This is a genomic window from Streptomyces sp. NPDC096323 (genome assembly GCF_040302845.1).
GTDB lineage: Bacteria > Actinomycetota > Actinomycetes > Streptomycetales > Streptomycetaceae > Streptomyces.
Window position 1 is genome coordinate 598,053 of the sequence record NZ_JBEOSI010000001.1, and the last position, 24,334, is coordinate 622,386.

Genomic DNA, 24,334 nt, shown 5'->3' on the forward strand with positions numbered 1-24,334 from the left:
CCTACTGAACGACGAAACGGCTCCGGGCGCGCCACTTCTCGACGATCGCGGCCGGGGCCTTCTGCGGTGATCCCGCGTCGTACGGCGGCTGGGGGTCGTACTCCGTGAGCAGCTGCACGGCCTGGGCGTGCTCGTCGCCGGCGATCCTGCCGAGCAGGGTGAGGCCCATGTCGATGCCGGAGGAGACGCCTGCCGCGGTGACGTACTTGCCGTCGGTGACCACGCGTTCTCCGGTCGGCTCGGCGCCGTACTCCTTCAGCGTCTCCAGCGCGAGCCAGTGCGAGGTGGCGCGCCGCCCCTCCAGGAGTCCGGCGGACGCGAGCAGCAGCGATCCGGTGCAGACGGAGGTCGTCCAGGTGCTGGTGGCATCGGCCCGGCGCAGCCAGCCGAGGAGGGTCTCGTTCTCCATCTGGGCGCTCTGCCCGGGGCCGCCTGGGACGATCACCAGGTCGGGGGCCGGGACGTCGTCCAGTGACCGGCCGGCGACCAGCGCGAGGCTGCCGCTGTCGTTGCGCACCTCGCCGGCCGACTCCGCGACGAAGACGGTCTCGGCACCGGGCGCGCGGGAGAGGATCTCGTACGGCCCGACGGCGTCCAGCGCCGTGAAGCGGTCGAAGAGGAGGATGGCGATCTGCATGGGTGCGTGCCTGCCTTTCGGTCGGTGAGCGGGTTACTTCTGGTGGGCCGGGCGGGAGCTGAACCGCCGGCGGTATTCGGCGGGTCCCGTCCCCACCGCCTTGAGGAACGCCCGGCGCATCGCCTCCGGGGTGCCGTAGCCGCAGGTGCGCGCGATTCCGGTGACGCCGTCGGTGGTGTCCTCCAGGAGCCGGCGTGCCTGCTCGAGGCGGACGCGGTCGACGTACCGGCCGGGTGTCATGCCGGTCTCCGTCTGGAACGCGCGGGCGAAGTGGCGCGGCGAGAGCCGGGCGCGGGCTGCGAGGGATTCGACGGAGAGGTCCTCGGCGGGGTGCTCGGTGATCCAGTGCTGGACCTCGCGCAGCGGTTCGCGACGGGCCGTCTGGGCGGTGAGCTGGGCGCTGAACTGGGACTGATTGCCGGGCCTGCGCAGAAAGACCACCAGATGCCGGGCCACCGTGAGCGCCACCTCCCGGCCGTGGTCCTCCTCGACGAGGGCGAGCGCCAGGTCGATGCCGGCCGTGACCCCGGCGGAGGTGGCGAGCCGGCCGTCGCGTACGAAGATCGGTTCGGGATCGACCTCTACGGCTGGGTAGGTGCGGGCGAGGTGGTCGCAGACGTTCCAGTGGGTGGTCACCCGGTGGCCGTCGAGTTGTCCCGCCGCGGCGAGCAGCAGGGCGCCGCTGCAGACGGAGACGAGCCGTTCGGGGCGCGGGCCGTGCACGCGCAGCCAGTCCACGAGGGCGGGCGCGGGATCGCGGGTGCCCTGGCCGCCCGGGACGAGAAGCGTGTGGGGCGTCGCGGCCTCGGCGAGGCTGCCGTCGGGGACCAGTGCGAGGCCGCAGGACGAGCGCACCGGCGCACCGTCCAGCGAGGCGGTGCGCAGGTCGTACGAGACCCTGGGGAACCGGGAGGCGCCGGCGAAGACCTCCATGGGCCCGGTCACATCGAGGCTCTGGATGCCGTCGAAGAGGACGACGAGCACGGATCGCTGCTTCATGTCCACCATCCTGGGCGGCCGCGGCGGATGGCCGCAATGACGAGATCTCCACCTTTTCTGCCATGCCGGGCTGCGGCGCACGTCACCCGGGTCCCGGGGTTCCAGCACGTACCGACCAGTCGGTAACGTGCGGGCATGAGTACTCTTCCGCCTCGCGCCGGACGCCGCTGCCACAACGCTCTCAACCCGCTGCACTCCGCGCTCTACTTCTCCCCCGACCTCGGCAAGGAGCTCGCCGGACTCGGGATCGACGATCCCTCCGCCGCCTACTTCGCCGCACGTGCGGCCGCCATGGGCGCGGTCGGGCCCGGTACGGTCACCGCCACCTTCTACAACTTCAACCGCGCGCTCGTGACCAGGCACGTGCCCGCCGTCTGGGACATCGCCACGCCGGAGGCGGTCCTGGCGGCCCGGCTGCGTGCCGCCGACTCGACGCTGCGCCGGCTGCTCGGCGAGGAGACCGTCGCCTCCCCCGAGATGGCCGAGGCGGCGCGACTGGCCCTGCGCGCCGCCGAGGGCTGCACGCGCCACGCGCGGCCGCTGTACGCGGCGCACGCCGATCTCCCGGTGCCTGAGCAGCCGCACCTCGCGTACTGGCACGCCGCGACGCTGCTGCGCGAACACCGCGGCGACGCCCATCTCGCCGCTCTCCTCGCCGCCTCGCTCGACCCTCTGGAGGCCCTGGTCAGCCACACCGCGACCGGCAAGGGCATGGCCCCGCGCTGGATCCTGGCCAGCCGCGGCTGGCGGCGCACCGACTGGGAGGACGCCTCCGCGCGGCTGCGCGAGCGTGGACTGCTCACCGCCGAGGGCGGGCTGACGGAGGAGGGCACCGCGCTGCGGGCCGGCCTGGAGGAGGCCACGGACCGGATGGACCTGGCGCCGTACGAGCATCTCGGCGGCGCGGGCGTGGCCCGGCTCACGGAACTCGGGCGCGGATTCCTCGGCATCGCGCTGGCGGCCGGCGCGTTTCCCGCGGACGCGACCGGCTGACCTGCCGGAAACAGGCGACCGGTAACTCGGGCGGTCGGGCGACACGGCGCCCGGCCACCCGGCACAATGCAGGCGAGTGGCTCCGGCGCCGGTCCGAACGGCCGGCCCCGGGCCCGACCAGCACAGCCAGCAGGAGAAGGCGAGTCGGTAGAACCGTGACGACGTCCATCGAAGGCAGGATCGCCGAGGAGCTCGGCGTACGCGAGCGACAGGTGAAGGCGGCCGTCGAGCTGCTCGACGGCGGATCGACCGTGCCGTTCATCGCGCGCTACCGCAAGGAAGCCACCGAGATGCTCGACGACGCGCAGCTGCGCACGCTCGAGGAGCGGTTGCGGTATCTGCGGGAGCTGGAGGAGCGTCGTGCGGCGATCCTCGAGTCCGTACGGGAGCAGGGCAAGCTCGACGAGGCGCTGGAGGCGCGGATCCGGGGTGCCGACACGAAGGCGCGCCTGGAGGACATCTACCTCCCGTTCAAACCGAAGCGGCGGACCAAGGCGCAGATCGCCCGTGAGGCCGGTCTCGAACCGCTCGCCTCCGGGCTGCTCGACGACCCGTCGGCGGATCCGCTCGCCGCGGCTGCCGCCTTCGTCGACGCGGACAAGGGGGTCGCGGACGCCGCGGCGGCCCTGGAGGGGGCCCGCGCCATCCTCACCGAGCGTTTCTCGGAGGACGCCGACCTGATCGGCGAGCTGCGCGAGCGCATGTGGTCGCGCGGGCGGCTGACGGCGAAGGTGCGGGACGGCAAGGAGGAGGCGGGCGCCAAGTTCGCGGACTACTTCGACTTCGCCGAGGCGTTCACCGCGCTGCCCTCGCACCGGGTCCTGGCGATGCTCCGGGGCGAGAAGGAGGACGTCCTCGACCTGGTCCTGGAGCCGGAGGAGCCGTCCGATACGCCCGGCCCGTCGAGTTACGAGAACATGGTCGCCCGCCGCTTCGGCGTGAACGACCGCGGGCGCCCCGGCGACAAGTGGCTGGGCGACACGGTGCGCTGGGCGTGGCGGACCCGGATCCTCGTCCACCTCGGGATCGATCTGCGGCTGCGGCTGCGTACGGCGGCGGAGGACGAGGCGGTACGCGTCTTCGCGTCCAACCTGCGCGATCTGCTGCTCGCCGCGCCGGCCGGGACGCGGGCCACGCTGGGGCTCGACCCCGGCTTCCGTACCGGGGTGAAGGTCGCCGTCGTCGACGCGACCGGCAAGGTCGTCGCGACCGATGTCATCTATCCGCACGTCCCGGCCAACAAGTGGGACCAGTCGCTCGCCAAGCTGGAGCAGCTGGCGAAGGCGCACGATGTCGATCTGATCGCGATCGGCAACGGCACCGCGTCGCGCGAGACGGACAAGCTCGCCGGTGAACTGTGCGACAAGCACCCGGAGTTGAAGCTCACCAAGGTGATGGTGTCGGAGGCGGGCGCCTCCGTGTACTCCGCCTCGGCCTTCGCCTCGCAGGAACTCCCGGACATGGACGTGTCGTTGCGCGGGGCGGTCTCGATCGCGCGCCGCCTCCAGGACCCCCTGGCCGAACTGGTGAAGATCGACCCGAAGTCCATCGGCGTCGGGCAGTACCAGCACGACCTGTCCGAGGTGAAGCTGTCGCGTTCGCTGGACGCGGTCGTCGAGGACTGTGTGAACGGGGTCGGGGTCGACGTCAACACCGCGTCCGCGCCGCTGCTCTCACGGGTCTCCGGCATCGGTTCGGGGCTCGCGGAGAACATCGTGGCGCACCGCGACGCCAACGGCCCCTTCCGCTCGCGCAAGGGCCTCAAGGATGTGGCAAGGCTGGGCCCGAAGGCGTACGAGCAGTGCGCGGGCTTCCTGCGGATCCGCGGCGACGACCCGCTGGACGCGTCCAGTGTGCACCCGGAGGCGTACCCGGTGGTCCGCGCGATGGTGAAGCGGACGGGCGGTGACGTCGCCTCGCTGGTCGGCAACACGGGCGTGCTGCGGACGCTGCGGGCCGACGACTTCGTGGACGAGAAGTTCGGGCTGCCGACCGTCACCGACATTCTGAGGGAGCTGGAGAAGCCGGGGCGGGACCCCCGTCCGGCCTTCAAGACGGCGACCTTCAAGGAAGGCGTCGAGAAGATCGGCGACCTGGTCTCCGGGATGGTGCTGGAGGGGGTCGTGACGAACGTCGCGGCGTTCGGCGCGTTCGTGGACGTCGGGGTGCACCAGGACGGTCTGGTGCACGTGTCGGCGATGTCGCGGACCTTCGTGAAGGACCCGCGTGATGTCGTGAAGCCGGGTGACATCGTCCGGGTCAAGGTGATGGAGGTCGACATTCCGCGGAAGCGGATCTCGTTGACACTGCGGCTGGACGACGAGGCGGGGGCCGGTGCGGGCTCCGGCGCCGCCGGTGCCTCCGCCGGTGAGCGCGGCGGGCGTCCGCCGCGGCAGCGGCAGGGGCAGGGGCAGGCGCAGGGCGGTTCGGGCGTGCGGGGCGGCCAGGGTGGCCGTCAAGGCGGCCAGGGCGGTCAGGGGCGTGACCGGCGCGGTGGCGCGGGCGGCAACGCCGGCGGCGCTCGTCAGGCGCCGGCCGCGGCTCCGGCCAACGGGGCGATGGCCGATGCGCTGCGGCGGGCCGGGCTGTTGGAGCCCGGGCAGGGCGGCAAGAAGCGGTAGGCCCCGGCGGGGTGGGGTCGGGTTCGGGGTGGGGCGCCTGCGGCGGGCCTACTCCCCGCCCCGCCCCTTCCCGTAACCGGGGCTCCGCCCCGGACCCCGCTCCTCAATCTCCCCCGGACTTCGTCCGGGGGACCCCCAGGGGCTGGGGGGTACGCGGGGCAGGCCCGCAAAACCCGGACTGGGAAGGGTACGCGGGTGCTGGGCAGCCGGTAGCCCCGGCCGGGCCGGGATACCGGGTGCTGGCCGGCCCCGGTCGTCAGATCTCCGTCACCCGGCCCGCCGCCACCTCGACGCGGCGGGTCGTGCGGACCGCCTCCAGCATGCGGCGGTCGTGCGTGACCAGGAGCAGCGTCCCCGTGTAGGAGTCCAGCGCCGACTCCAGCTGTTCGATCGCGGGCAGGTCCAGGTGGTTCGTGGGCTCGTCCAGCACCAGGAGGTTGACCCCCCGGCCCTGGAGGAGGGCGAGCGCCGCCCGGGTGCGTTCGCCCGGGGAGAGGGTGGTCGCCGGGCGCATCACATGCTCGGCGCGCAGACCGAACTTGGCGAGCAGCGTACGGACCTCCGCGGGTTCCGTGTCCGGCACGGCCGCGCAGAACGCCTCCAGGAGGCTCTCCGAGCCGTGGAACAGCTGCCGCGCCTGGTCGACCTCGCCGACCACCACGCCCGAGCCCAGGCTCGCGTGCCCCGAGTCCAGCGGGAGACGGCCGAGCAGGGCGGCGAGCAGCGTCGACTTGCCGGCCCCGTTGGCGCCGGTGATGGCGACCCGGTCCGCCCAGTCGATCTGGAGCGAGGCCGGCCCGAACGCGAAGTCGCCGCGGCCGACCCGGGCCTCGCGCAGGGTGGCCACGACGGAGCCGGAGCGGGGCGCGGAGGCGATCTCCATCCGCAGCTCCCACTCCTTGCGCGGCTCGTCCACGACGTCGAGGCGTTCGATCATGCGCTGGGTCTGCCGGGCCTTCGCCGCCTGCTTCTCGCTCGACTCGCTGCGGAACTTGCGGGCCATCTTGTCGGAGTCGCCTGCCTTGCGGCGGGCGTTCCTGACGCCCTTGTCCATCCAGGAACGCTGCATGAGCGCCCGGCCCTCGAGGGCCGAGCGCTTGTCCGCGTACTCCTCGAATTCTTCGCGGGCGTGCCTGCGGGCCCGGTCGCGCTCCTCCAGGTAGGCCGCGTAGCCACCGCCGTACAGGTTGATCTGCTGCTGGGCGAGGTCGAGTTCCAGGACCTTGGTGACCGTGCGCATCAGGAACTCGCGGTCGTGGCTGATGACGACCGTGCCCGCGCGCAGCCCGGAGACGTACCGCTCCAGCCGTTCCAGACCGTCCAGGTCGAGGTCGTTGGTGGGCTCGTCGAGCAGGAAGACGTCGTAGCGCGACAGCAGGAGCGAGGCGAGTCCGGCGCGGGCGGCCTGGCCGCCGGAGAGGGCGGTCATCGGCAGGTCGAGTCCTACGGTGAGGCCGAGGTCGGCCGCGATCTCCTCGGCCCGCTCGTCCAGGTCGGCACCGCCGAGTGCGAGCCAGCGCTCCAGCGACTCGGAGTAGGCGTCGTCCGCGCCGGGGGCACCGTCCACGAGGGCCTGCGTGGCGGTGTCCATCGCGGCCTGGGCGTCGGCGACGCCCGTGCGGCGGGCCAGGAACGCGCGCACGGTCTCGTCGGGCCGGCGCTCCGGCTCCTGCGGCAGGTGGCCGACGGTGGCGGTGGGCGGGGAGAGCCGCAGCTCGCCCTCCTCCGGCTGGTCGAGCCCGGCGAGCAGCCGGAGCAGCGACGATTTGCCGGCGCCGTTGACTCCGACGAGACCGATCACGTCACCGGGCGCGACCACGAGGTCGAGCTCGGCGAAGAGAGTGCGGTCGCCGTGTCCGGCGGCGAGGTCCTTGGCGACGAGAGTGGCAGTCATCAGGGTGCGATCATAATCTGCCGCCGGGGCGCACGGAGGCGGCGGCCGGCTGGTGAGCCGGGCCGCCGCGTACCGGGTACGACGCGGTTCAGTCGTCCGCGGCGGTCGAACCCCCGGGCTTGTCGTGGTGCTCGGTGGTGACCTGGCTGCCGCCGGGGCCGATCCTGATCTCGAAGTCGCCGGCGTACTTGGCATGCCCCTCGATGACCGCGGACTCGACGGCTTCCACGCCGAACTCCCGGCGCACGATCAGCGGGTCCTCCCGGAGGTCCCGCATCAGGGACACGCACATGCCGATCATCACGAAGGTGAAGGGAGCGGCCACCAGAATGGTCAGGTTCTGCAGGCCGGCCAGCGCATCGCCCTTGCCGTTCCCGATGAGCAGCATGATCGCGGCCACGGCGCCGGTGACGACGCCCCAGAAGATGACGACCCACTTGGCCGGTTCGAGGATGCCCTTCTGGGAGAGGGTGCCCATCACGATGGAGGCCGCGTCCGCGCCCGAGACGAAGAAGATGCCGACCAGGATCATCACGAGGATGCTCATCACGGTGGGGATCGGGAACTGCTGCAGTACGCCGAAGAGCTGGGCCTCCGGTGTGGTCGCCCCGTTCAGCTCGCCGGCCTCCTGGAGCCTGATCGCGGAACCGCCGAAGATCGCGAACCAGACCAGGCTGACGGTGCTGGGCACGAGCATGACCCCGCCGATGAACTGGCGGATCGTCCGGCCCCGGCTGATCCGGGCGATGAACATGCCCACGAAGGGCGTCCAGGAGATCCACCAGGCCCAGTAGAAGACCGTCCAGCTGCCCAGCCACGTGGCCACTTCGCCCTGGCCGGTCGCCTCGGTGCGTCCGATCAGCTGCGGCAGGTCACCGATGTAGGCGCCGATCGAGGTGGGCAGGAGGTCGAGGACGATGATCGTGGGGCCCGCGATGAACACGAAGACGGCGAGGATCAGGGCGAGGACCATGTTGATGTTGGACAGCCACTGGATGCCCTTCTCCACGCCGGAGATCGCCGAGAACACGAAGGCGACGGTCAGCACGGCGATGATCAGGACCAGCAGCCCGGTGCCCGTCTTCTCCTTCCAGTTCAGTTCGTGGAATCCGCTGCCGATCTGGAGGGCGCCGAGGCCCAGCGAGGCGGCCGAGCCGAAGAGGGTGGCGAAGATGGCGAGGATGTCGATCAGCCGGCCGAACCCGCCGTGGGCGTGGCGGGCACCGATGAGCGGTTCGAAGACCGCGCTGATGGTCTGACGCCTGCGGCGCCGGTAGGTGCTGTACGCGATGGCCAGCCCGACCACCGCGTAGATCGCCCAGGGGTGGAGCGTCCAGTGGAAGAGGGTGGTGGCCATCGCCGTCTGCATCGCTTCGGCGGCGTCGGCGGGGCGGGTGCCGGGGGGCGGGTGGATGAAGTGCGCCAGCGGCTCACTGACCCCGTAGAACATCAGGCCGATGCCCATGCCGGCGCTGAACATCATCGCGACCCAGGAGACCGTCCTGAATTCCGGCTCCTCACCCTCCTGGCCGAGCGAGATCTTTCCGTAGCGGCTGATGGCGAGCCAGAGGGCGAAGACCACGAAGCCGGTGGCGGCCAGCATGAAGGCCCAGCCACCGTTGTGGATGAGGCCCTTGAGCAGGGTGCTGGAGACGTTCTCCAGCGAGTCGGTGGCCGTGGCCCCCCAGACCACGAACGCCAGGGTGAGCACCGCGGTGACGCCGAACACCACCCGGTCGGTCGTGGGGCGCCGGCCATGGTGCGGATCGCCGGGCAGGTCCGCCGTCACCGACAGATCCCCCCTGCCGCCCGCTTTCTGATCGTCCTGCGACACGAATGGCACCTTTCACGGAAGCTGTAAATTCGCTCTCCGTAGGCAGTACCACACGCGGTGTGCATCTGCGGGGATCAACAAGCGGTATCGGCTTGACCGTTTGTGAGGCGATATGTCGCCCACGAGTCCACAACGGGGAGGACCCCGCGCACCCGGTGGCGGAGTCTGCCCGCGCCCGGCGGTCCGTCCGCGGTGGCAGCCCTTAGGCTGATGAGGTCCGCACCGGCCGGGCCCGGCCGGTCTCTGCCTCATTCCGCGCCCTCGAGGAGCGTCTCTTGCCCGGTCCGATCCCCGATGCCCCTCACGACGCGCGGCCCACCCTGGAAGCCGTGGCGGCCCGCGCCGGGGTCTCCCGGGCGACTGCCTCCCGGGTGGTGAACGGCAGTACGGGAGTGCGGAAGCCGCTCGCGGACCGGGTGCGCGAGGCGGTCGAGGAGCTCGGTTACATTCCGAACCAGGCGGCCCGCACCCTGGTGACCCGGCGCAACGGAGCGGTCGCCGTGATCATCGACGAGCCCGAGACCCGGATCTTCTCCGACCCCTTCTTCTCCCAGCAGATCCGTGGCATCAGCCGCGAACTGAGCGCGCACGACGCCCAACTGGTCCTGCTCCTGGTGGAGGACAGCGGGGACTTCGAGCGGGTCACCCGCTATCTGGCCGGCGGCCATGTCGACGGGGCGCTCGCCTTCTCTCTGCACACCGACGACGAACTGCCCTCGGTCATCCGCCGGTTCCGCGTGCCCACCGTCTACGGTGGCCGCCCCGGACGGCCGGGGGCCGCCTCCGCGCTCGCGGTCCCCTATGTGGACTGCGACAACCGCGGCGGCGCCCGCGAGGCCGTGCGCCACCTGGTCTCGCTCGGCCGCCGGACCGTGGCGCACATCGCGGGCCCGCGCGACCAGACGTCGGCGCTCGACCGGATCGACGGCTACCTGGACGTGCTGCCCGACGGCGATCCCGCCCTGGTCGCGGACGGTGACTTCACGATCGAGGGCGGCGCCCGGGCGATGGCGCGGCTGCTGGAGCGGCGGCCGGATCTGGACGCGGTCTTCGCCGCCAACGACCTGATGGCCTCCGGCGCCCTACGGGTGCTGCGCGAGCAGGGTCGCAGGGTGCCGCACGATGTGGCCGTGGTGGGGTTCGACGACCTGGAGTCGGTCGCCGAGGCCACCGATCCTCCGCTGACGACGGTTCGTCAGGACGTGGAGGGAATGGGACGGTTGATGGTCCGGCTGCTGATGGAGCGGCTCAACGGCGGGCCCGGCGGCGGTCATGCCGGAACCGACGCCGTGATCACGCCGACCGAACTGGTCCGCCGCGCCTCGGCATGAGGTCGCGGCGCGACTGGCTGGTGGCCGGCGAGCGCGTTCAGCAGGGTCCGCGCCGCCGTGCTTGCCGGTGGGCCGCCCGCGCCCGTCGCGCTCGCGGCAGATACCGCAGCCGTTCGGGCAGCACCGGCACGACGACCCGCACCACGGCGCAGAACCGCCGCAGCCTGCGCTCCTGGGCATCCGTCCACTCCAGGCCGATCGCCTCGCGTGCGTCCGGCGGCATGAGCCCGACGGTGAGGAAGCCGCGGAACCGGGCAAGCGGTGGCAGCAGCACCGGCCACAGGGCCCTCAGCAGCAGCCGCAGGGCCAGGGGGCCCCGGTCCGGGGGCGGCACGGGAGTCCGGGTGGCGACGAGCTCCTCGACGACGACCGTCCGCTCGATCTCGTCGGCGAGCATGCCGCGGTAGTAGGGCCAGAACGCCTCGATCGTCTGCGGCATGTCCCGGTCGTGAATCCCGAGCACCCGGCCCACCTGGAGCCACTCGCGGTACAGCGCCCGCTCCTGCTCCCGGCTGAGCGGCCGGATCAGATAGCGGGCGGCGTGCCGGTACACGGGGAATCCGGTCGCGTGCACCCATGCGTAGTTCGCCGGTGAGAGCGCGTGGTAGGGGCGGCCCCGGGTATCGGTGCCCTGGATCGTCCGGTGCAGCCTGCGGAGCCTGCGCCCCTCCTCGGCGGCCTGCTCGCCCCCGTACACCCAGAGCTGGAGCGAGCTGAGGGAACGTTCCCCGCGGCCCCAGGGGTCCGTACGGAAGACGGAGTGCTCGTCGACGCCCGCGCCGACCGCCGGGTGGGCCACCTGAAGAGTGAGGGCGGCCGGCAGCATCAGCAGGGCCCGGACGTCACCGGACATGCTCCACAGCACTCCGCCGGGCGGAGGCGGCACCGGATCGGCGCCCCTGGGTATCTCGCTGCTCATGCGGTGCCCCCGGAAGGTCGACGGGCGCGCGGCTCGGCGCACCGCTCCTGCGCCCTCCAGTATGCGAGCGCGCAGGAAGCCATGCTCACCGGCCCCCCAGAAGGCCCTGCCTCAGTCGAAGTCGTACACCGTCACCGGTATGTCCCGTCCGGTCAGCCGCTTCTCGATCAGGGGCTCGATCCGGGACCACGTGCCGCCGGCCAGCCCGCAGCCGATCCGTGGCATGTGGACGGAGGCGCCCAGCTCAAGAGCCCGGCCGGCCACGGCGTCCAGAGCCGTGTCGATGGCCTCGTAGCGCACCGGGACCCCCTTGCTTCCTGTGCGCATCCCCCGCTGGCCCACGGCGTTGGCCACCCATATGTACGGGGTCACCTGCACGAACTGCACGGCGCCGAGGCCGAAGTCGTTGCCCGAGCGCTCCCGGTGCCACCGGCGGTAGGCCGCTTCGGGCTCGGGCCAGCGGCGCGAGAGGGCCAGGACGAAGCCCTTGCCCCAGCCACCGAGGTCGTTGCAGACATGGACGATCAGCTTGACGCCCTTGCCCCGGGGCGAGGTCGCGTCGCCGCGTACGTACGTGATCTCGGACATGGGGTCAGGCTAAGCGCGCCCACTGACAACCGGGATCTTTCACATCACTGGTGAGACAGCAATACTGTTGCACCGGAGCGGGCGGACACGAGGGAGCGGACATGGCGACCGAGGGCGAGGAGCCGACGCTCACCGTCGACGAGCTGGCGGCGCGCGCCGGGGTGACCGTGCGCACGGTCCGTTTCTACAGCACCCGGGGGCTGCTGCCGCCCCCGGTCATCGGGCCCCGCCGGGTCGGGCACTACGGGCACGAGCACCTCTCCCGGCTCGCGCTCATCGAGGAGCTCCAGCACCAGGGCATGACGCTGGCCGCGATCGAACGCTATCTCGAGCAGTTGCCGCCAGACCTGAGCCCCCACGATCTGGCCATCCACCGGGCCCTGGTGGCGTCGTGGGCGCCCGACGCGGCGGAGGAGGCCACCCGCGCGGAGCTGGAACGCCGCGTGGGGCGGCCGTTGTCGGAGCAGGACGTCGACCGGCTGGCCGCGATGGGCGTGCTGGAGCGGTCCGGGCCGGACGACGGTGTGTACCGGGTGGATCCGGGGCTGCTGCGGCTCGGTGTGGAACTGCTCGACGTGCCGATCGCGCACGAGACGATCCTCGCCGCCCGTACGGTGCTGCTGGAGCACACCCGCTCCGCCGCGCACGAGCTGAGCCGGCTGTTCCAGGACGAGGTGTGGAGCCCGTACCGGGAGCGGGAATCGGATCCTGAGCACCTCAAGGCGATGAAGTCGCTGTCCGCCCACATGCAGCCGCTCGTCCTGCAGGCGCTGGTGACCGCCTTCCAGCGCTCGCTCAAGGAGGAGCTGCGGGCCGCCTTCGCGGCGGAGTAGTACGTACGCTGACGGGCCGCACCCACGCGTACGTGGTGCGGCCCGGGGCAGCGTCCTCAGTCGTGGAAGGTCTCGCCCTTCTCCGCCTTCGCCACCAGCAGGGCGGGCGGCAGGAACCGGTCCCCGTACCGCGCGGCGAGTTCCCGGGCGCGCGCCACGAAGCCGGGCAGGCCACCCTCGTAGCCGTTGATGTACTGGAGCACGCCGCCCGTCCATGGCGGGAAACCGATGCCCATGATGGAGCCGATGTTGGCGTCGGCGACCGTGATCAGGACGTTCTCCTCCAGGCAGCGGACGCTGTCCAGTGCCTCCGAGAAGAGCATTCGCTCCTGCATGTCGGCGAAGGAGATGTCCGTGTCCGGTTTCGTGCTGGGTCCATCCGGGGAGCGGCCCCCAAAGCCCCCGAAGTGCTCGCGCAGGCCGGGCCACAGGCGGGTGCGCTTCCCGTCGTCGTCGTACTCGTAGAAGCCCGCGCCGCCGCTGCGGCCGGGGCGGCCGAACTCGTCGACCATCCGGTCGATGACCGCGTCGGAGGGATGGGCCGCCCAACTGCCGCCGGCGTCCTCGACGGCCTTGCGGGTCTCGTTGCGGATCTTGCGGGGGAGGGTGAGCGTCAGCTCGTCCATCAGGGAGAGCACCTTGGCCGGGTAGCCCGCCTGGGCGGCGGCCTGTTCGACGGAGGCCGGATCGACGCCCTCGCCGACCATGGCGACGCCCTCGTTGATGAACTGGCCGATGACCCGCGAGGTGAAGAAGCCGCGCGAGTCGTTGACGACGATCGGCGTCTTCTTGATCCGGCGGACCAGGTCGAAGGCGCGGGCCAGGGCCTCGTCGCCGGTCTTCTCGCCCTTGATGATCTCGACGAGCGGCATCTTGTCGACGGGCGAGAAGAAGTGCAGCCCGATGAAGTCGACGGGGCGGGAGACTCCTTCGGCCAGCACCGTGATGGGCAGCGTGGAGGTGTTGGAGCAGAGCAGGGCGTCCGGCTCGATGATGTCCTGGATCTCCTGGAACACCTTGTGCTTGAGCGCGGTGTCCTCGAACACGGCCTCGATGACGGCGTCGCAGCCCGCGAGGTCGGCCGGGTCGCCGGTGGGGGTGATACGGGCGAGCAGCTCGTCGCGCTTCGCCTCGGTCGTACGGCCCCGGGAGAGCGCCTTGTCGAGCAGTTTCTCGCTGTACGCCTTGCCCTTGGCGGCGGCCTCGGTGGAGACGTCCTTGAGGACGACGTCAATGCCGGCCCGGGCGCAGGAGTAGGCGATGCCCGCGCCCATCATGCCGGCGCCGAGGACGGCGACCTTGCGGACCTGGCGCTCCTCGATGCCCTGGGGGCGGCTGGCGCCGGAGTTGACGGCCTGGAGGTCGAAGAAGAACGCCTGGATCATGTTCTTCGAGACCTGGCCGGTGACCAGCTCGGTGAAGTAGCGGGCCTCGATGGTGAGAGCGGTCTCGAAGTCGACCTGTGCGCCCTCGACGGCCGCGGCCAGGATGTTGCGCGGCGCGGGCATGGGCGCGCCGGCGAGCTGCTTCTTCAGGTTGGCCGGGAAGGCGGGCAGGTTGGCGGCGAACTTGGGGTTCGACGGGGTGCCGCCGGGGATCCGGTAGCCCTTGACGTCCCAGGGCTGCTGGGACTCGGGGTGCGCGTCGATGAAGGCGCGGGCCTTGGCGAGCATCTCCTCGCGGGTCGCGGCGAGCTCGTGGACCAGGCCGTTCTCCAGGGCGCGCGCCGGCGTGTACTGGGTGCCCTGGAGCAGCACCTTGAGGAGCGCGTCGGCGATGCCCATGAGGCGTACGGTGCGGGTGACGCCGCCGCCCGCGGGCAGCAGGCCGAGGGTGACCTCGGGCAGGCCGATGCGGGAGCCGGGGGCGTCCAGGGCGACGCGGTGGTGGGAGGCGAGGGCGATCTCGTAACCACCGCCGAGGGCCGCGCCGTTGATGGCGGCGACGACGGGCTTGCCGAGGGTCTCGATGCGGCGCAGCGACCTCTTGATCGCGGTGCCGGCGTCGAACGCGGCCTGCGCGTTCTCGGGACCGATCCTGATCATGTCCTTGAGGTCGCCGCCCGCGAAGAAGGTCTTCTTGGCGGAGGCGTAGATGATGCCGCGGATGGAGTCCTTCTCGGCCTCGGCGCGGTCGGCGACGGCCTCGATGGAGTCCCGGAAGGCCTGGTTCATCGTGTTGGCGGACTGGTTGGGGTCGTCGAGTACGAGGGTGACGACGCCGGTCTCGTCCTGTTCCCAGCGAATGGTCGTGCTCTCGGTCATTTGCTTGTCTTCTCCGTAGGAAGGGGGAACTGTCAGAGACGCTCGATGACGGTGGCGACGCCCATGCCGCCGCCGACGCAGAGGGTGGCGAGGCCGTAGCGCTTGTCACGCCGCTCCAGTTCGTCGATGAGCGTGCCGAGGATCATCGCGCCGGTGGCGCCGAGCGGGTGGCCGAGCGCGATGGCGCCGCCGTTGACGTTGACCTTGTCGAGGGAGAGCCCCATGTCGCGGACGAAGCGCAGCACGACGCCGGCGAAGGCCTCGTTGATCTCGACGAGGTCGATGTCGTCGATGGTGAGCCCCGCCTTGGCGAGCGCCTTGCGGGTGGCGGGCGCGGGGCCGGTGAGCATGATGGTGGGCTCGGATCCGGAGACGGCGGCGGAGACGATCCGGGCGCGCGGGGTGAGTCCGTAGCGCTCGCCGATCTCCTTCGAGCCGATCGCGACGAGGGCGGCTCCGTCCACGATGCCGGAGGAGTTGCCCGCGTGGTGGACGTGGTCGATCTTCTCCACCCAGTGGTACTTCTGGAGCGCCACCGCGTCGAAGCCGCCCATCTCGCCGATCGCCGCGAACGACGGCTTGAGCGCGGCGAGGGAGTCGGCGGTGGTGCCGGGGCGCATGTGCTCGTCGTGGTCGAGGACGACGAGGCCGTTGCGGTCCGTGACGGGGACGACGGAACGCGCGAAGCGGTTGTCCTTCCACGCCTCGGCCGCCCGCTCCTGCGACAGGGCGGCGAACTCGTCGACGTCGCGGCGCGAGAAGCCCTCGATGGTCGCGATGAGGTCGGCGCCGATGCCCTGCGGCGCGAAGCCGGTCTCGTAGTTCGTCATCGGGTCCATGGCCCAGGCGCCGCCGTCGGAGCCCATCGGGACGCGGGACATCGACTCGACGCCGCCCGCGAGGATGAGGTCCTCCCAGCCCGAACGGACCTTGGCCGCGGCCAGGTTGACGGCCTCCAGGCCCGAGGCGCAGAAGCGGTTCTCCTGGACTCCGGCGACGGTGTCGGGGAGGCCGGCGGCGATGGCGGCGATGCGCGCGATGTCGGACCCCTGGTCGCCGAGCGGGCTGACCACGCCCAGGACGATGTCGTCGATGGCCGCCGGATCCAGGCCCGGGAAGCGGCCGCGGAGCTCGTGGATCAGGCCGACGACGAGGTCGATCGGCTTGGTGCCGTGCAGGGCCCCGTTGGCCTTGCCGCGGCCGCGCGGGGTACGGATCGCGTCGTAGACGAATGCTTCGGTACTCAAGACAGCTGCCTTTCGAGGGTGGTGGCGCGGTGTGGTGGCGAACGGGGTCAGGCGAGCAGTGAGCGGCCGATGATCTCCTTCATGATTTCGGTCGTTCCGCCGTAGATGGTCTGGATGCGGCCGTCGGTGAAGGCTCTGGCCACCGGGAATTCCGTCATGTAGCCGTAGCCGCCGTGCAGTTGCAGGCAGCGGTCGGCCACGCGCTTTTGCAGTTCGGTCGCCCACCACTTCGCCATGGAGGCGTGTACGGCGTCGAGCTTCCCGTCCGAGTGGTCGACGATGCACCGGTCGAGGAAGGCCCGGGTGACGGCGCACTCGGTGGCCATCTCCGCGATCTCGAAGCGGATGTGCTGGAGCTTGGACAGCGGCCGCCCGAAGGCCTCGCGCTCCTTGACGTACGCGGTGGTGATCTCCAGGAGGTGCTCGGCACCGGCGATCCCGGCGACCGCTATGCCCATCCGCTCCTGGGCCAGGTTGGTCATCAGATGGATGAAGGCGCCGTCGAGCTCGCCGAGGAGGTTCTCCTTGGGGACGCGCACGTCGTGGAAGAACAACTCCGCGGTGTCCTGGGACTTCTGGCCGATCTTGTCGAGGTTACGGCCGCGCTCGAAGCCCTCCGCGCCGCGCTCGACGACGATCAGCGAGAGGCCCTTGGCGCCGCCGTCCGGAGTGGTCTTCGCGACGACGATCACGAGGTCGGCGAGGATGCCGTTGGAGATGAACGTCTTCGAGCCGTTGAGCAGCCAGTGGTCGCCCTTGTCCTCGGCAGTGGTGCGGATGCCCTGGAGGTCGGATCCCGCGCCGGGTTCGGTCATCGCGATGGCGGTGATGATCTCGCCGCTGCAGAAGCCGGGCAGCCAGCGCCGCTTCTGCTCCTCGGTCGCGAGGCCGGTGAGGTAGGGGCCGATGATGTCGTTGTGCAGGCCGAGCGCGAGGCCAGGGGTACCGGCCCGGGTGAACTCCTCGGCGAGGACGGCGCTGTAGCGGAAGTCGGTGTTCCCCCCGCCCCCGTACTCCTCGGGTACGGCGAGGCCGAGCAGCCCCTGCCGGCCGGCGGCGCGCCAGGCCCCGCGCGAGACGATGCCGTCCTTCTCCCACTGTTCGTAGTGCGGGAGGACCTCCTTGGACAGGAAGGTGCGGACCGTCTCGCGGAACGCGTCGTGCTCCTCGGTGAAGATCTGCCGCTGCATCAGTCGGTCGTGTCCTTCCGGGTGGTCCGCAGGGCCGGTACGCCCCAGTCGGCGGCGACGGCTTCGGTGTCCGCGCCCGGCAGGGCCGGTCCGCTGTGCACCGAGGCGGGCGTGGCCGAGAACCGGGGCGCGGGCGCGGGCTGGGTGAGTCCGCCGTGTTCGACGAAGGTGGAGCGGGCGGCGAGGTGCGGGTGGCGGGGTGCCTCCCGGAGCGAGAGGACGGGGGCCACGCAGGCGTCCGAGCCGTCGAAGACCTCGGTCCACTCGGCCCGGGTGCGGGTACGGAACCGGGCGGCGACGAGCGCGCGTAGTTCGTCCCAGCGCCCGAGGTCGCCCCGGTCGGGGGCCGTGTCCGCGAGGCCGAGGAGTTCGGTGAACTCCGTGTAGAACCGCTTCTCGAGCGGCCCGACCGCCATGTAGGCGCCGTCGGCGGTCTCGTACGAGCCGTAGAACGGGCAGCCCCCGTCCAGGAGGTTGGAGCCGCGCCGGTCCTGCCAGCCACCGGCCTGCAGCATGCCGTGGATCATCGTGGTGAGGTGCGCGGTGCCGTCGACGATCGCCGCGTCGACGACCTGTCCGCTGCCGCCGGGGGTCCGGGCGTGCTGAAGGGCGGCCAGGATGCCGACGACGAGGTAGAGCGAGCCGCCGGCGTAGTCGCCGAGCAGGTTGGCCGGGACGACGGGCGGCTCTCCCGCCGTGCCGATCATGGAGAGGGCGCCGGTGACGGCGATGTAGGCGATGTCGTGCCCGGCCCGCTCCGCGAGGGGCCCCTCCTGGCCCCAGCCGGTCATCCGTCCGTAGACGAGCTGCGGATTGCGGGCGAGGCAGGCGTCCGGGCCGACCCCCAGGCGTTCGGCTACCCCGGGGCGGTAGCCCTCGATCAGGACGTCGGCGCGCTCGGCCAGGTCCAGGACGGTGTCCGGACCGGTCGCGGCCTTGAGGTCGACGAGGACGGAGCGTTTGTTGCGGTTGGTGAGGTCGCCGGCCGGATCGATGCCCAGGCCGGCCCCGCCGGGCCGGTCGACCCGCACCACGTCGGCGCCCAGATCGGCCAGGAGCATCGCGGCGAACGGGCCGGGCCCGATGCCCGCCAGCTCGACCACGCGCACCCCGGCCAGCGGACCGCGCGGACCGTCCGAGCCGTTCCCTGTCGTTGCCATCGAGCCCCCAGCGGTGTGACACAACCGATGTAACATCGATGATGCTAAGAACGCACCGCGCTCCGCACAACCCCTGGGGGCGAGCAAGCGCTTAGTTTTTTGGTGGCTTTCGTGGCTGATCCTCTCGCACGCGGCCTCCCCGGCGGCGCAGCGCCACGTACCGCTCCGCTACCCTCTGCCTGCCACATCGGCGCGGCCCTCGCGGAGGCACTCGTGAACAGGCAGAGCGGGGCACCACGCCCCTATGACGTAGTCCTCTTCGGCGCCACCGGCTTCGTGGGTGAACTCACCGCCGCATATATGGCGGCCCACGCCCCGGACGGCTGCCGCTGGGCCCTGGCGGGTCGCAGCCGCGCCAGACTGGAACAGCTGCGCGACCGGCTCACCGCGCTGCATCCGCACTGCGCGGACCTCCCGCTGCTGCGCGCCGACGCGGACGACGCGGAGGCGCTGCGCGAACTGGCCGAGTCCACCCATGTGGTGGCCACGACCGTCGGGCCTTACATCTGGTACGGGAAGAAGCTGGTCGCCGCCTGCGCCGAGGCGGGGACGGACTACACGGATCTGTCGGGTGAGCCGGAGTTCGCCGACCGGATGTATCTGGAGCACGACGCCCGGGCGCGCGAGACCGGGGCCCGGATCGTGCACGCCTGCGGCTTCGACTCGGTACCGCACGATCTGGGTGTGTACTTCACGGTCCGGCAACTGCCCGAGGACGTGCCGCTGCGCATCGACGGATTCGTCCGCTCCAACGCCGCCTTCTCGGGCGGTACGTTCGCCTCCGCGCTCACCGCCATGAGCCGCGGCCCGCAGATGGTGAGCGCCGCCAGGGAACGCCGGCTGCACGAGCCCCGGCTGGTCGCCCGCCGCGCCGCCGCCCCGCTCGGCGTACCGCGCTTCAGCACGGAGACCGGCACCTGGGCGCTGCCCCTGCCGACGCTCGACGCGCAGATCGTGAGGCGCTCGGCCCGCGCACTCCCCCGCTACGGCCCCGACTTCCGCTACCGGCACTACGCCTCGGTGAAGCATCTCCCGGTGGCCCTGGCAGGCACCGCGGCGCTGGGGGCGCTGTTCGGCGCGGCCCAGGTTCCGGCGGTACGGAGCCGGCTGATGGATCGCTACGAGCCCGGGTCCGGCCCGGACGAGACGCGCCGCGACCGAAGCTGGTTCACGGTCCGGTTCGTCGGCGAGGGCGGTGGCCGCCGGGTCTTCACCGAGGTCTCGGGCGGCGATCCGGGCTACGGCGAGACGGCGAAGATGCTGGCGGAGTCGGCGCTGTGCCTGGCACTGGACGAACTGCCGCCGACCGCCGGGCAGGTCACGACGGCGGTCGCCATGGGAGACGCGCTGCTGGAGCGGCTGCGCGGCGCCGGTCTGCGCTTCCGGGTGGCGGACGTGCGCTGACGCCCTCGCAGCCCGGGGCGGGCCAAAAGACCGCTGACGCTCCCGCAGCCCGGGGCGGGCTAGAAGATCCAGGAGGCCAGGGTGTAGAGCATCGCCCCGGCCCAGACGAGGCCGACCGCGCCCCCGATCAGCATGCCCACCGCCACGTGGCGCTGAGCGGGGTGCAGGGGAGCGGTTCGGGCGTTCGAGCGAGATGCGTTCATGTGTCCAGACTGCCGACCATGATCAGCGGGCGCCATCCGTACGGATACTCAGGTCGGCGTCCGATCACGCCGGTCACCTGACTGCTGAACGCGGAGGGCCGCGGCCTCGCGGCCGCGACCCCCACGTGCTTGCCCACTGCGTCCTGTCAGAGGCTCCGCGCCCGGATGTTGCGGAACTCGGCCAGGTCGGTGTTGCTGTGGTTCTGCAGGCCGATGTACCCGCTGAGGAACTGGCGCAGGTCCGTGGGCGGGTCACCCGCCCGGGACGACGCCTTGCCGGGTGTGTTGTCGAACTCGTTGATCACCACACCGTTGCGGATGATCGTGTAGTGCTGTCCGACCGCACGGATCTCGTAGTCGTTCCACTGGCCCTTCGGGGTCACCCCCGCCTTGTCGAGACCCACCGGCTTGAAGTTGTACACCGAGCCGGTCTTCTGGGCCTCGCCCCCGACTCCGTCGTAGATCTGGATCTCCTGTCCGCAGAAGACGGCGAGCCACTCCTGGGCGGTGCGGGCCGAACCGACCGTCCCGCAGCTGCCGGCCGGGCGGTCGGCCAGGGGCGTCCGTGGGTCCGGGAACCTGATGAAGACGCCCGTGTTGGCATTGGCGGTGCCCGGTGCCACGTCCCGGAACTGGAGTCTCACCGAGAAGTCCCCGAGCTCCTTCTTGGCGTACCAGAGCATCCCCATGCCGCCGGAATTGCGCAGGGTGCCGTCGGGCTGGAGCGAGAACTTCCCCGGCCCCGCCTGCCGCCAGTCGGCCAGGCTTGCCGCCGTCCCGTCGAAGAGCGGGTGGTATCCGGCGACCTTGCCGATCGGGCTCTGCGCGGCGGCCTTGCCGATCGCCGACGCCTCCTTGTTGTCCAGGACGTCCTCCTTGCGGAGGTCGTTGACCACACCGCTGACGTGGCTGACGAACTGGCCGTGGTTCGGCCAGGACGCCTCGTCGTCGATCAGGTCGTTGACGGTGCAGCCGCCACCGGCCGTGTGGTTGGCCACACCCGTGTCGGTGTCGAGCAGCCTCACGGTCTTGCGCGCGTCCGGGGCGGAGCAGCCGGTCTTCGCGTCGATCGTCGCGGTGGCCTTCTCACCGTCGGCGTAGGTGACCGTCAGCTTCGCGTGGTACGTGCCGTAGTCGGCGTAGGTGTGCGTCGGAGCCACCTCGTGCGAGGGCGCGCTGCCGTCGCCGAAGTCCCACTCCCAAGCCACACCGCCGACCCGGGTGTCGGAGAACGCCACCGTCTTCGGCTTGCTCTGCGTCACCACGCGCGCCCCCGCGGCCTGCGGGTTCGGGGTGGCCGGGCCACCGTGGTAGCTGATGCGGACGAGCTTCTGGTTGGGGTGCAGGCTGAAGAAGCCGCCCGCGTAGTCGAGCATGTACAGGGCACCGTCGGGACCGAACTTGGCGTCCATCCAGCTCTGCAGCTGGGTGGCGCCGCCGCCGGGCGCGATGATGCTGCGGAGGTCCTCACCGAAGGCCGGCGCGCCCGCGTCCTTGACGCGGTCCGGGTCGACCGTCACCGCGACACGGTTGTTGGCGTTGGACTCGTCGCCGATGAACCACTTGTCCTCCCAGTACGCCGGCCAGGCGCCGCCGCTCTCCGTGTCGACCTGGGAGCGGTGGTAGGTCGGACCGGACATGACGGCCTGGCCGCCGCCCTTGAAGTACGGCTCCGTGTACGTGGCCTCGCTCTCGACGTACGAGGGCAGGCCGCTGCCGTCGGAGCGCTCGGGGTAGACCGGGCCGCCGCCCTGGGGCGAGAACCAGATCATGTTGTCGCGGGCCGCCGGGATGTCCGTCAGACCGGTGTTGCGCGGCGACTCGTTCTTGAGGTGGTCGCAGTCGTACCAGCCGGTGAGCTCCTTGGCGTCGGTGCTGCTGCGGTCGCGGTAGGGCTGCTTGTTGCCCATGCAGTACGGCCAGCCCTGGTTGCCCGCGGAGGTGATGACCGTGGCCGTCTCGTACTTGGCCGGACCCAGCTCCGGGTCGGGCGCGCCCGCGTCGGGGCCGACCCAGCCGGCGTTGAGCCAGTTGTGCTCCGGGTCGATGGACAGCCGGGCGATGTTGCGGACACCCATCACATAGATCTCGGGACGGGTCTTGTCCGTTCCCGGCGGGAAGAGGTTGCCCGGGGGAATGGTGTACGTGCCGTCCGGCTCGGGGTGGATCCGCAGGATCTTCCCGTTCAGGTTGTTCGTGTTGCCGGCCGTGCGGCGGGCGTCCTGGAAGGAGACGCCCTTGTAGTCCTCGGTCCAGTTGTTCCCGGAGTAACCTCCGGAGCCGCCCGAGGAGTTGTTGTCACCGGAGCCGATGTAGAGATTGCCGTCCTTGTCGAAGTCCATCCCGCCACCGGCGTGACAGCAGCTGTGGATCTGGGTGTCCCAGTGCAGCAGGTCCTTGCGGGTGCCCTGGTCGATGGAGTCGGACTTGAAGTCGTACGTGAGCCGGGAGACCGTCCGCTGACCGATCCGCTTGTCCCGGTCGATCGAGTCGTGCGGCATCCAGAAGATGTACATCCACCCGTTCTTCTCGAACTTCGGGTCGAGGGTGATGCCGATGAGGCCTTCCTCGTTCTTGACCAGTTCGTCGCCGCTGCCCCGGTTGCCCATCACGTCGAGCGTGGTGAGCAGTTTGACCTTCTTCGTCTTGGGGTCCCACTGGTGGATGGTGCCGCAGCCCAGGCCGACCTTGGGGTCCTTCCAGTCGACGATCGCTCCGGACGGGCAGGCCGCCTTGCCGATGTAGAAGGCCTTGCCGTCGGGGGCCATGGTCAGACCGTGCGGCTCACCGATCTGGTCGAGCTTGCCCGCCTGGTTCTGGGCGGTCAGCCGCTCGGTGGTGTAGTTGGACGCGATGGTGGCCTGACAGTCACCGCGCACCATGCCGGTGGTCCACTCGATGGCGCCGAGGAGGTGGCCCTGGAACTTCGGGTCGCTCGTGTAGCTCTCCTCGGTGCGCCCCATGCCGGTGTAGAAGGACCGGCCACCCTCGTAGTCACGGCACCAAGAGACCGGGTGGAAGGGGCCGTTGGCGCTGAGGCCCGGCTTGTAGGTGTTCTCCTCCACCTGGGCGATGGTGTGGACCCTGCCGATGGGGCTGGGGTCCCAGTTGATCCACTGGTCGGAGCGGGTCCAGTTGAGGGGAAGCCCCTTGTTGGCCGGGTGTTGACGGTCCGTCACGTCAACGACGGCCTGCTGGACCTTGGAGTCCTGCGGCGGCGTCGGGTTGGCGCTGAAGAGCCGCAGTTCGGCCAGCTGGATCAGCGGCTCACCGCTGTTCGCGGTGATCTCCAGCCGGTAGTTCTGGTAGGCGTCCTTGTTGGTGAACTGGAACTGCCTGGTCTGGCCGCGCGAGGTGAAGGTCTCGCCGCTCCGGGTGTCCAGGGTCTTCCACGTCTTGCCGTCGTCCGAGCCCTGAAGCTTCCAGTCCTTGGGGTCGCGCCCGGTGAAGTCATTGCCCGAGGTCAGCGCGTAGTTGACGACGGCGACGGGCTTGTCCAGCTTCGCGGTGACCCAGCCGGTCGGGTCGAAGGTCAGCCACTTGGTGTCGTTCTTGCCGTCGAACAGCTTGTCCTTCGACTCGTTGGGCGGGTTGTCCGCGCTGGCCGCGCTCTCGACGACCTTCTCGGCGTCGGGCAGGCCCAGCGCCGGGCGGGTGCCGATCAGCCCGGTGAACCAGGACGAGTCGGACTGGGCCCGTGCGGCGTCGTGCACGCCGACGAACCCGCCGCCGTCACTGATGTACGCCTTGAACGCGGCCTCCTGCTCGGCACTGAGCGTCACACCGTCGGCCGACAGGAACACCACGCCGCGGTAGTCGGCGAGGTCCGCGGCGTTGAACACGCTCGCGTCCTCGGACTCGACGACCTTGAATCCGTTCTGGGAGCCGAGCTTCTCGATCGCGGCCGCGGCCTTCTTCACCGGGTCGTCCTGTTCGGCGGCAGGTCCGTGGAAGACCAGCACGTTCACCGTGGAGTCGGCCGCGACGGCCTGCTCGCCTGCGCTGTCGGCCGGCTTCGCCTGCGCCTGTACGGCGGGCAGGGTGGACAGCCCGACGCTCAGTGCGGCGCTGGACAGCATGACGACCGCACGGCGCCACGGGCGTACCCGCCGCCCCGGTCGCCCGCCCGGCGCGGGCGGGGCTCCGCGTCTCCTCGACCATGTGAACGGGTCTCTCTTGCCCATGCTTACTCCTTGACTCGATCCGGAAGAGCGATC

17 protein-coding genes are annotated in these 24,334 nt (G+C 71.1%); 5 read left to right on the forward strand and 12 right to left on the reverse strand.

Annotated elements, in window-relative coordinates; all coding sequences use genetic code 11:
• Position 1: 1 nt before the first annotated feature.
• Positions 2 to 637 (reverse strand): DJ-1/PfpI family protein, encoded by a 636-nt coding sequence (locus ABTX18_RS02690; RefSeq protein ID WP_352120902.1) that lies wholly within the window; start codon positions 635 to 637, stop codon positions 2 to 4.
• 33 nt (positions 638 to 670) lie between these two features.
• Positions 671 to 1,636, reverse strand: coding sequence for a GlxA family transcriptional regulator (locus tag ABTX18_RS02695; protein WP_352120903.1), 966 nt, complete (start codon positions 1,634 to 1,636; stop codon positions 671 to 673).
• Positions 1,637 to 1,771: 135 nt separating this feature from the next.
• Between ABTX18_RS02695 and ABTX18_RS02700 the strand changes: the two genes are divergently transcribed.
• Together ABTX18_RS02700 and ABTX18_RS02705 are read left to right on the forward strand one after the other, a co-directional pair.
• On the forward strand, positions 1,772 to 2,629 hold the full coding sequence (locus ABTX18_RS02700) for an SCO6745 family protein (protein WP_352120904.1): 858 nt from the start codon (positions 1,772 to 1,774) through the stop codon (positions 2,627 to 2,629).
• 155 nt (positions 2,630 to 2,784) lie between these two features.
• Positions 2,785 to 5,250 (forward strand): Tex family protein, encoded by a 2,466-nt coding sequence (locus ABTX18_RS02705; protein WP_352120905.1) that lies wholly within the window; start codon positions 2,785 to 2,787, stop codon positions 5,248 to 5,250.
• Between the two features lie 256 nt (positions 5,251 to 5,506).
• Here ABTX18_RS02705 and ABTX18_RS02710 read toward each other — a convergent pair whose 3' ends face one another.
• Both ABTX18_RS02710 and ABTX18_RS02715 read right to left on the reverse strand, forming a co-directional pair.
• Entirely contained in the window at positions 5,507 to 7,144 is a 1,638-nt protein-coding gene (locus tag ABTX18_RS02710; protein WP_352120906.1) for an ABC-F family ATP-binding cassette domain-containing protein, read from the reverse strand.
• A gap of 88 nt (positions 7,145 to 7,232) precedes the next feature.
• On the reverse strand, positions 7,233 to 8,978 hold the full coding sequence (locus tag ABTX18_RS02715) for a BCCT family transporter (protein WP_352120907.1): 1,746 nt from the start codon (positions 8,976 to 8,978) through the stop codon (positions 7,233 to 7,235).
• Between the two features lie 275 nt (positions 8,979 to 9,253).
• On the opposite strand from ABTX18_RS02715, the gene ABTX18_RS02720 reads away from it, so the two are divergent.
• Complete coding sequence (locus ABTX18_RS02720) at positions 9,254 to 10,309, forward strand: LacI family DNA-binding transcriptional regulator (RefSeq protein WP_352120908.1); 1,056 nt, start codon at positions 9,254 to 9,256, stop codon at positions 10,307 to 10,309.
• A gap of 37 nt (positions 10,310 to 10,346) precedes the next feature.
• Here the strand turns inward: ABTX18_RS02720 and ABTX18_RS02725 are convergent, their stop codons facing one another.
• Entirely contained in the window at positions 10,347 to 11,228 is an 882-nt protein-coding gene (locus tag ABTX18_RS02725) for an oxygenase MpaB family protein (RefSeq protein ID WP_352120909.1), read from the reverse strand.
• Positions 11,229 to 11,339: 111 nt separating this feature from the next.
• The gene (locus ABTX18_RS02730; RefSeq protein WP_352120910.1) at positions 11,340 to 11,816 is read right to left on the reverse strand and encodes a macro domain-containing protein; all 477 of its coding nucleotides are present in this window, start codon (positions 11,814 to 11,816) and stop codon (positions 11,340 to 11,342) included.
• A 101-nt stretch (positions 11,817 to 11,917) separates the two neighbouring features.
• Between ABTX18_RS02730 and ABTX18_RS02735 the strand changes: the two genes are divergently transcribed.
• Entirely contained in the window at positions 11,918 to 12,649 is a 732-nt protein-coding gene (locus ABTX18_RS02735; RefSeq protein WP_352120911.1) for a MerR family transcriptional regulator, read from the forward strand.
• 56 nt (positions 12,650 to 12,705) lie between these two features.
• Here ABTX18_RS02735 and ABTX18_RS02740 read toward each other — a convergent pair whose 3' ends face one another.
• Genes ABTX18_RS02740 through ABTX18_RS02755 form a run of 4 tightly spaced genes read right to left on the reverse strand, consistent with a single transcriptional unit; the run spans position 12,706 to position 18,510 of the window.
• Positions 12,706 to 14,913 carry a 3-hydroxyacyl-CoA dehydrogenase NAD-binding domain-containing protein gene (locus tag ABTX18_RS02740; RefSeq protein WP_352120912.1) on the reverse strand — a complete coding sequence of 736 codons (2,208 nt, stop codon included), beginning with the start codon at positions 14,911 to 14,913 and terminating at the stop codon, positions 12,706 to 12,708.
• 32 nt (positions 14,914 to 14,945) lie between these two features.
• The gene (locus tag ABTX18_RS02745; protein ID WP_352120913.1) at positions 14,946 to 16,160 is read right to left on the reverse strand and encodes an acetyl-CoA C-acetyltransferase; all 1,215 of its coding nucleotides are present in this window, start codon (positions 16,158 to 16,160) and stop codon (positions 14,946 to 14,948) included.
• Between the two features lie 47 nt (positions 16,161 to 16,207).
• The gene (locus ABTX18_RS02750) at positions 16,208 to 17,350 is read right to left on the reverse strand and encodes an acyl-CoA dehydrogenase family protein (RefSeq protein ID WP_352120914.1); all 1,143 of its coding nucleotides are present in this window, start codon (positions 17,348 to 17,350) and stop codon (positions 16,208 to 16,210) included.
• Positions 17,350 to 18,510, reverse strand: coding sequence for a CaiB/BaiF CoA transferase family protein (locus ABTX18_RS02755; protein WP_352120915.1), 1,161 nt, complete (start codon positions 18,508 to 18,510; stop codon positions 17,350 to 17,352). Before ABTX18_RS02755 ends, ABTX18_RS02750 begins: the two co-directional genes overlap by 1 nt.
• 213 nt (positions 18,511 to 18,723) lie before the next feature.
• Between ABTX18_RS02755 and ABTX18_RS02760 the strand changes: the two genes are divergently transcribed.
• Positions 18,724 to 19,914, forward strand: coding sequence for a saccharopine dehydrogenase family protein (locus ABTX18_RS02760; protein WP_352120916.1), 1,191 nt, complete (start codon positions 18,724 to 18,726; stop codon positions 19,912 to 19,914).
• Between the two features lie 59 nt (positions 19,915 to 19,973).
• Here ABTX18_RS02760 and mmpA read toward each other — a convergent pair whose 3' ends face one another.
• Both mmpA and ABTX18_RS02770 read right to left on the reverse strand, forming a co-directional pair.
• Entirely contained in the window at positions 19,974 to 20,117 is a 144-nt protein-coding gene (gene mmpA, locus ABTX18_RS02765) for a morphogenic membrane protein MmpA (RefSeq protein WP_352120917.1), read from the reverse strand.
• A 146-nt stretch (positions 20,118 to 20,263) separates the two neighbouring features.
• The gene (locus ABTX18_RS02770) at positions 20,264 to 24,301 is read right to left on the reverse strand and encodes a ThuA domain-containing protein (protein ID WP_352120918.1); all 4,038 of its coding nucleotides are present in this window, start codon (positions 24,299 to 24,301) and stop codon (positions 20,264 to 20,266) included.
• Positions 24,302 to 24,334 lie beyond the last annotated feature (33 nt).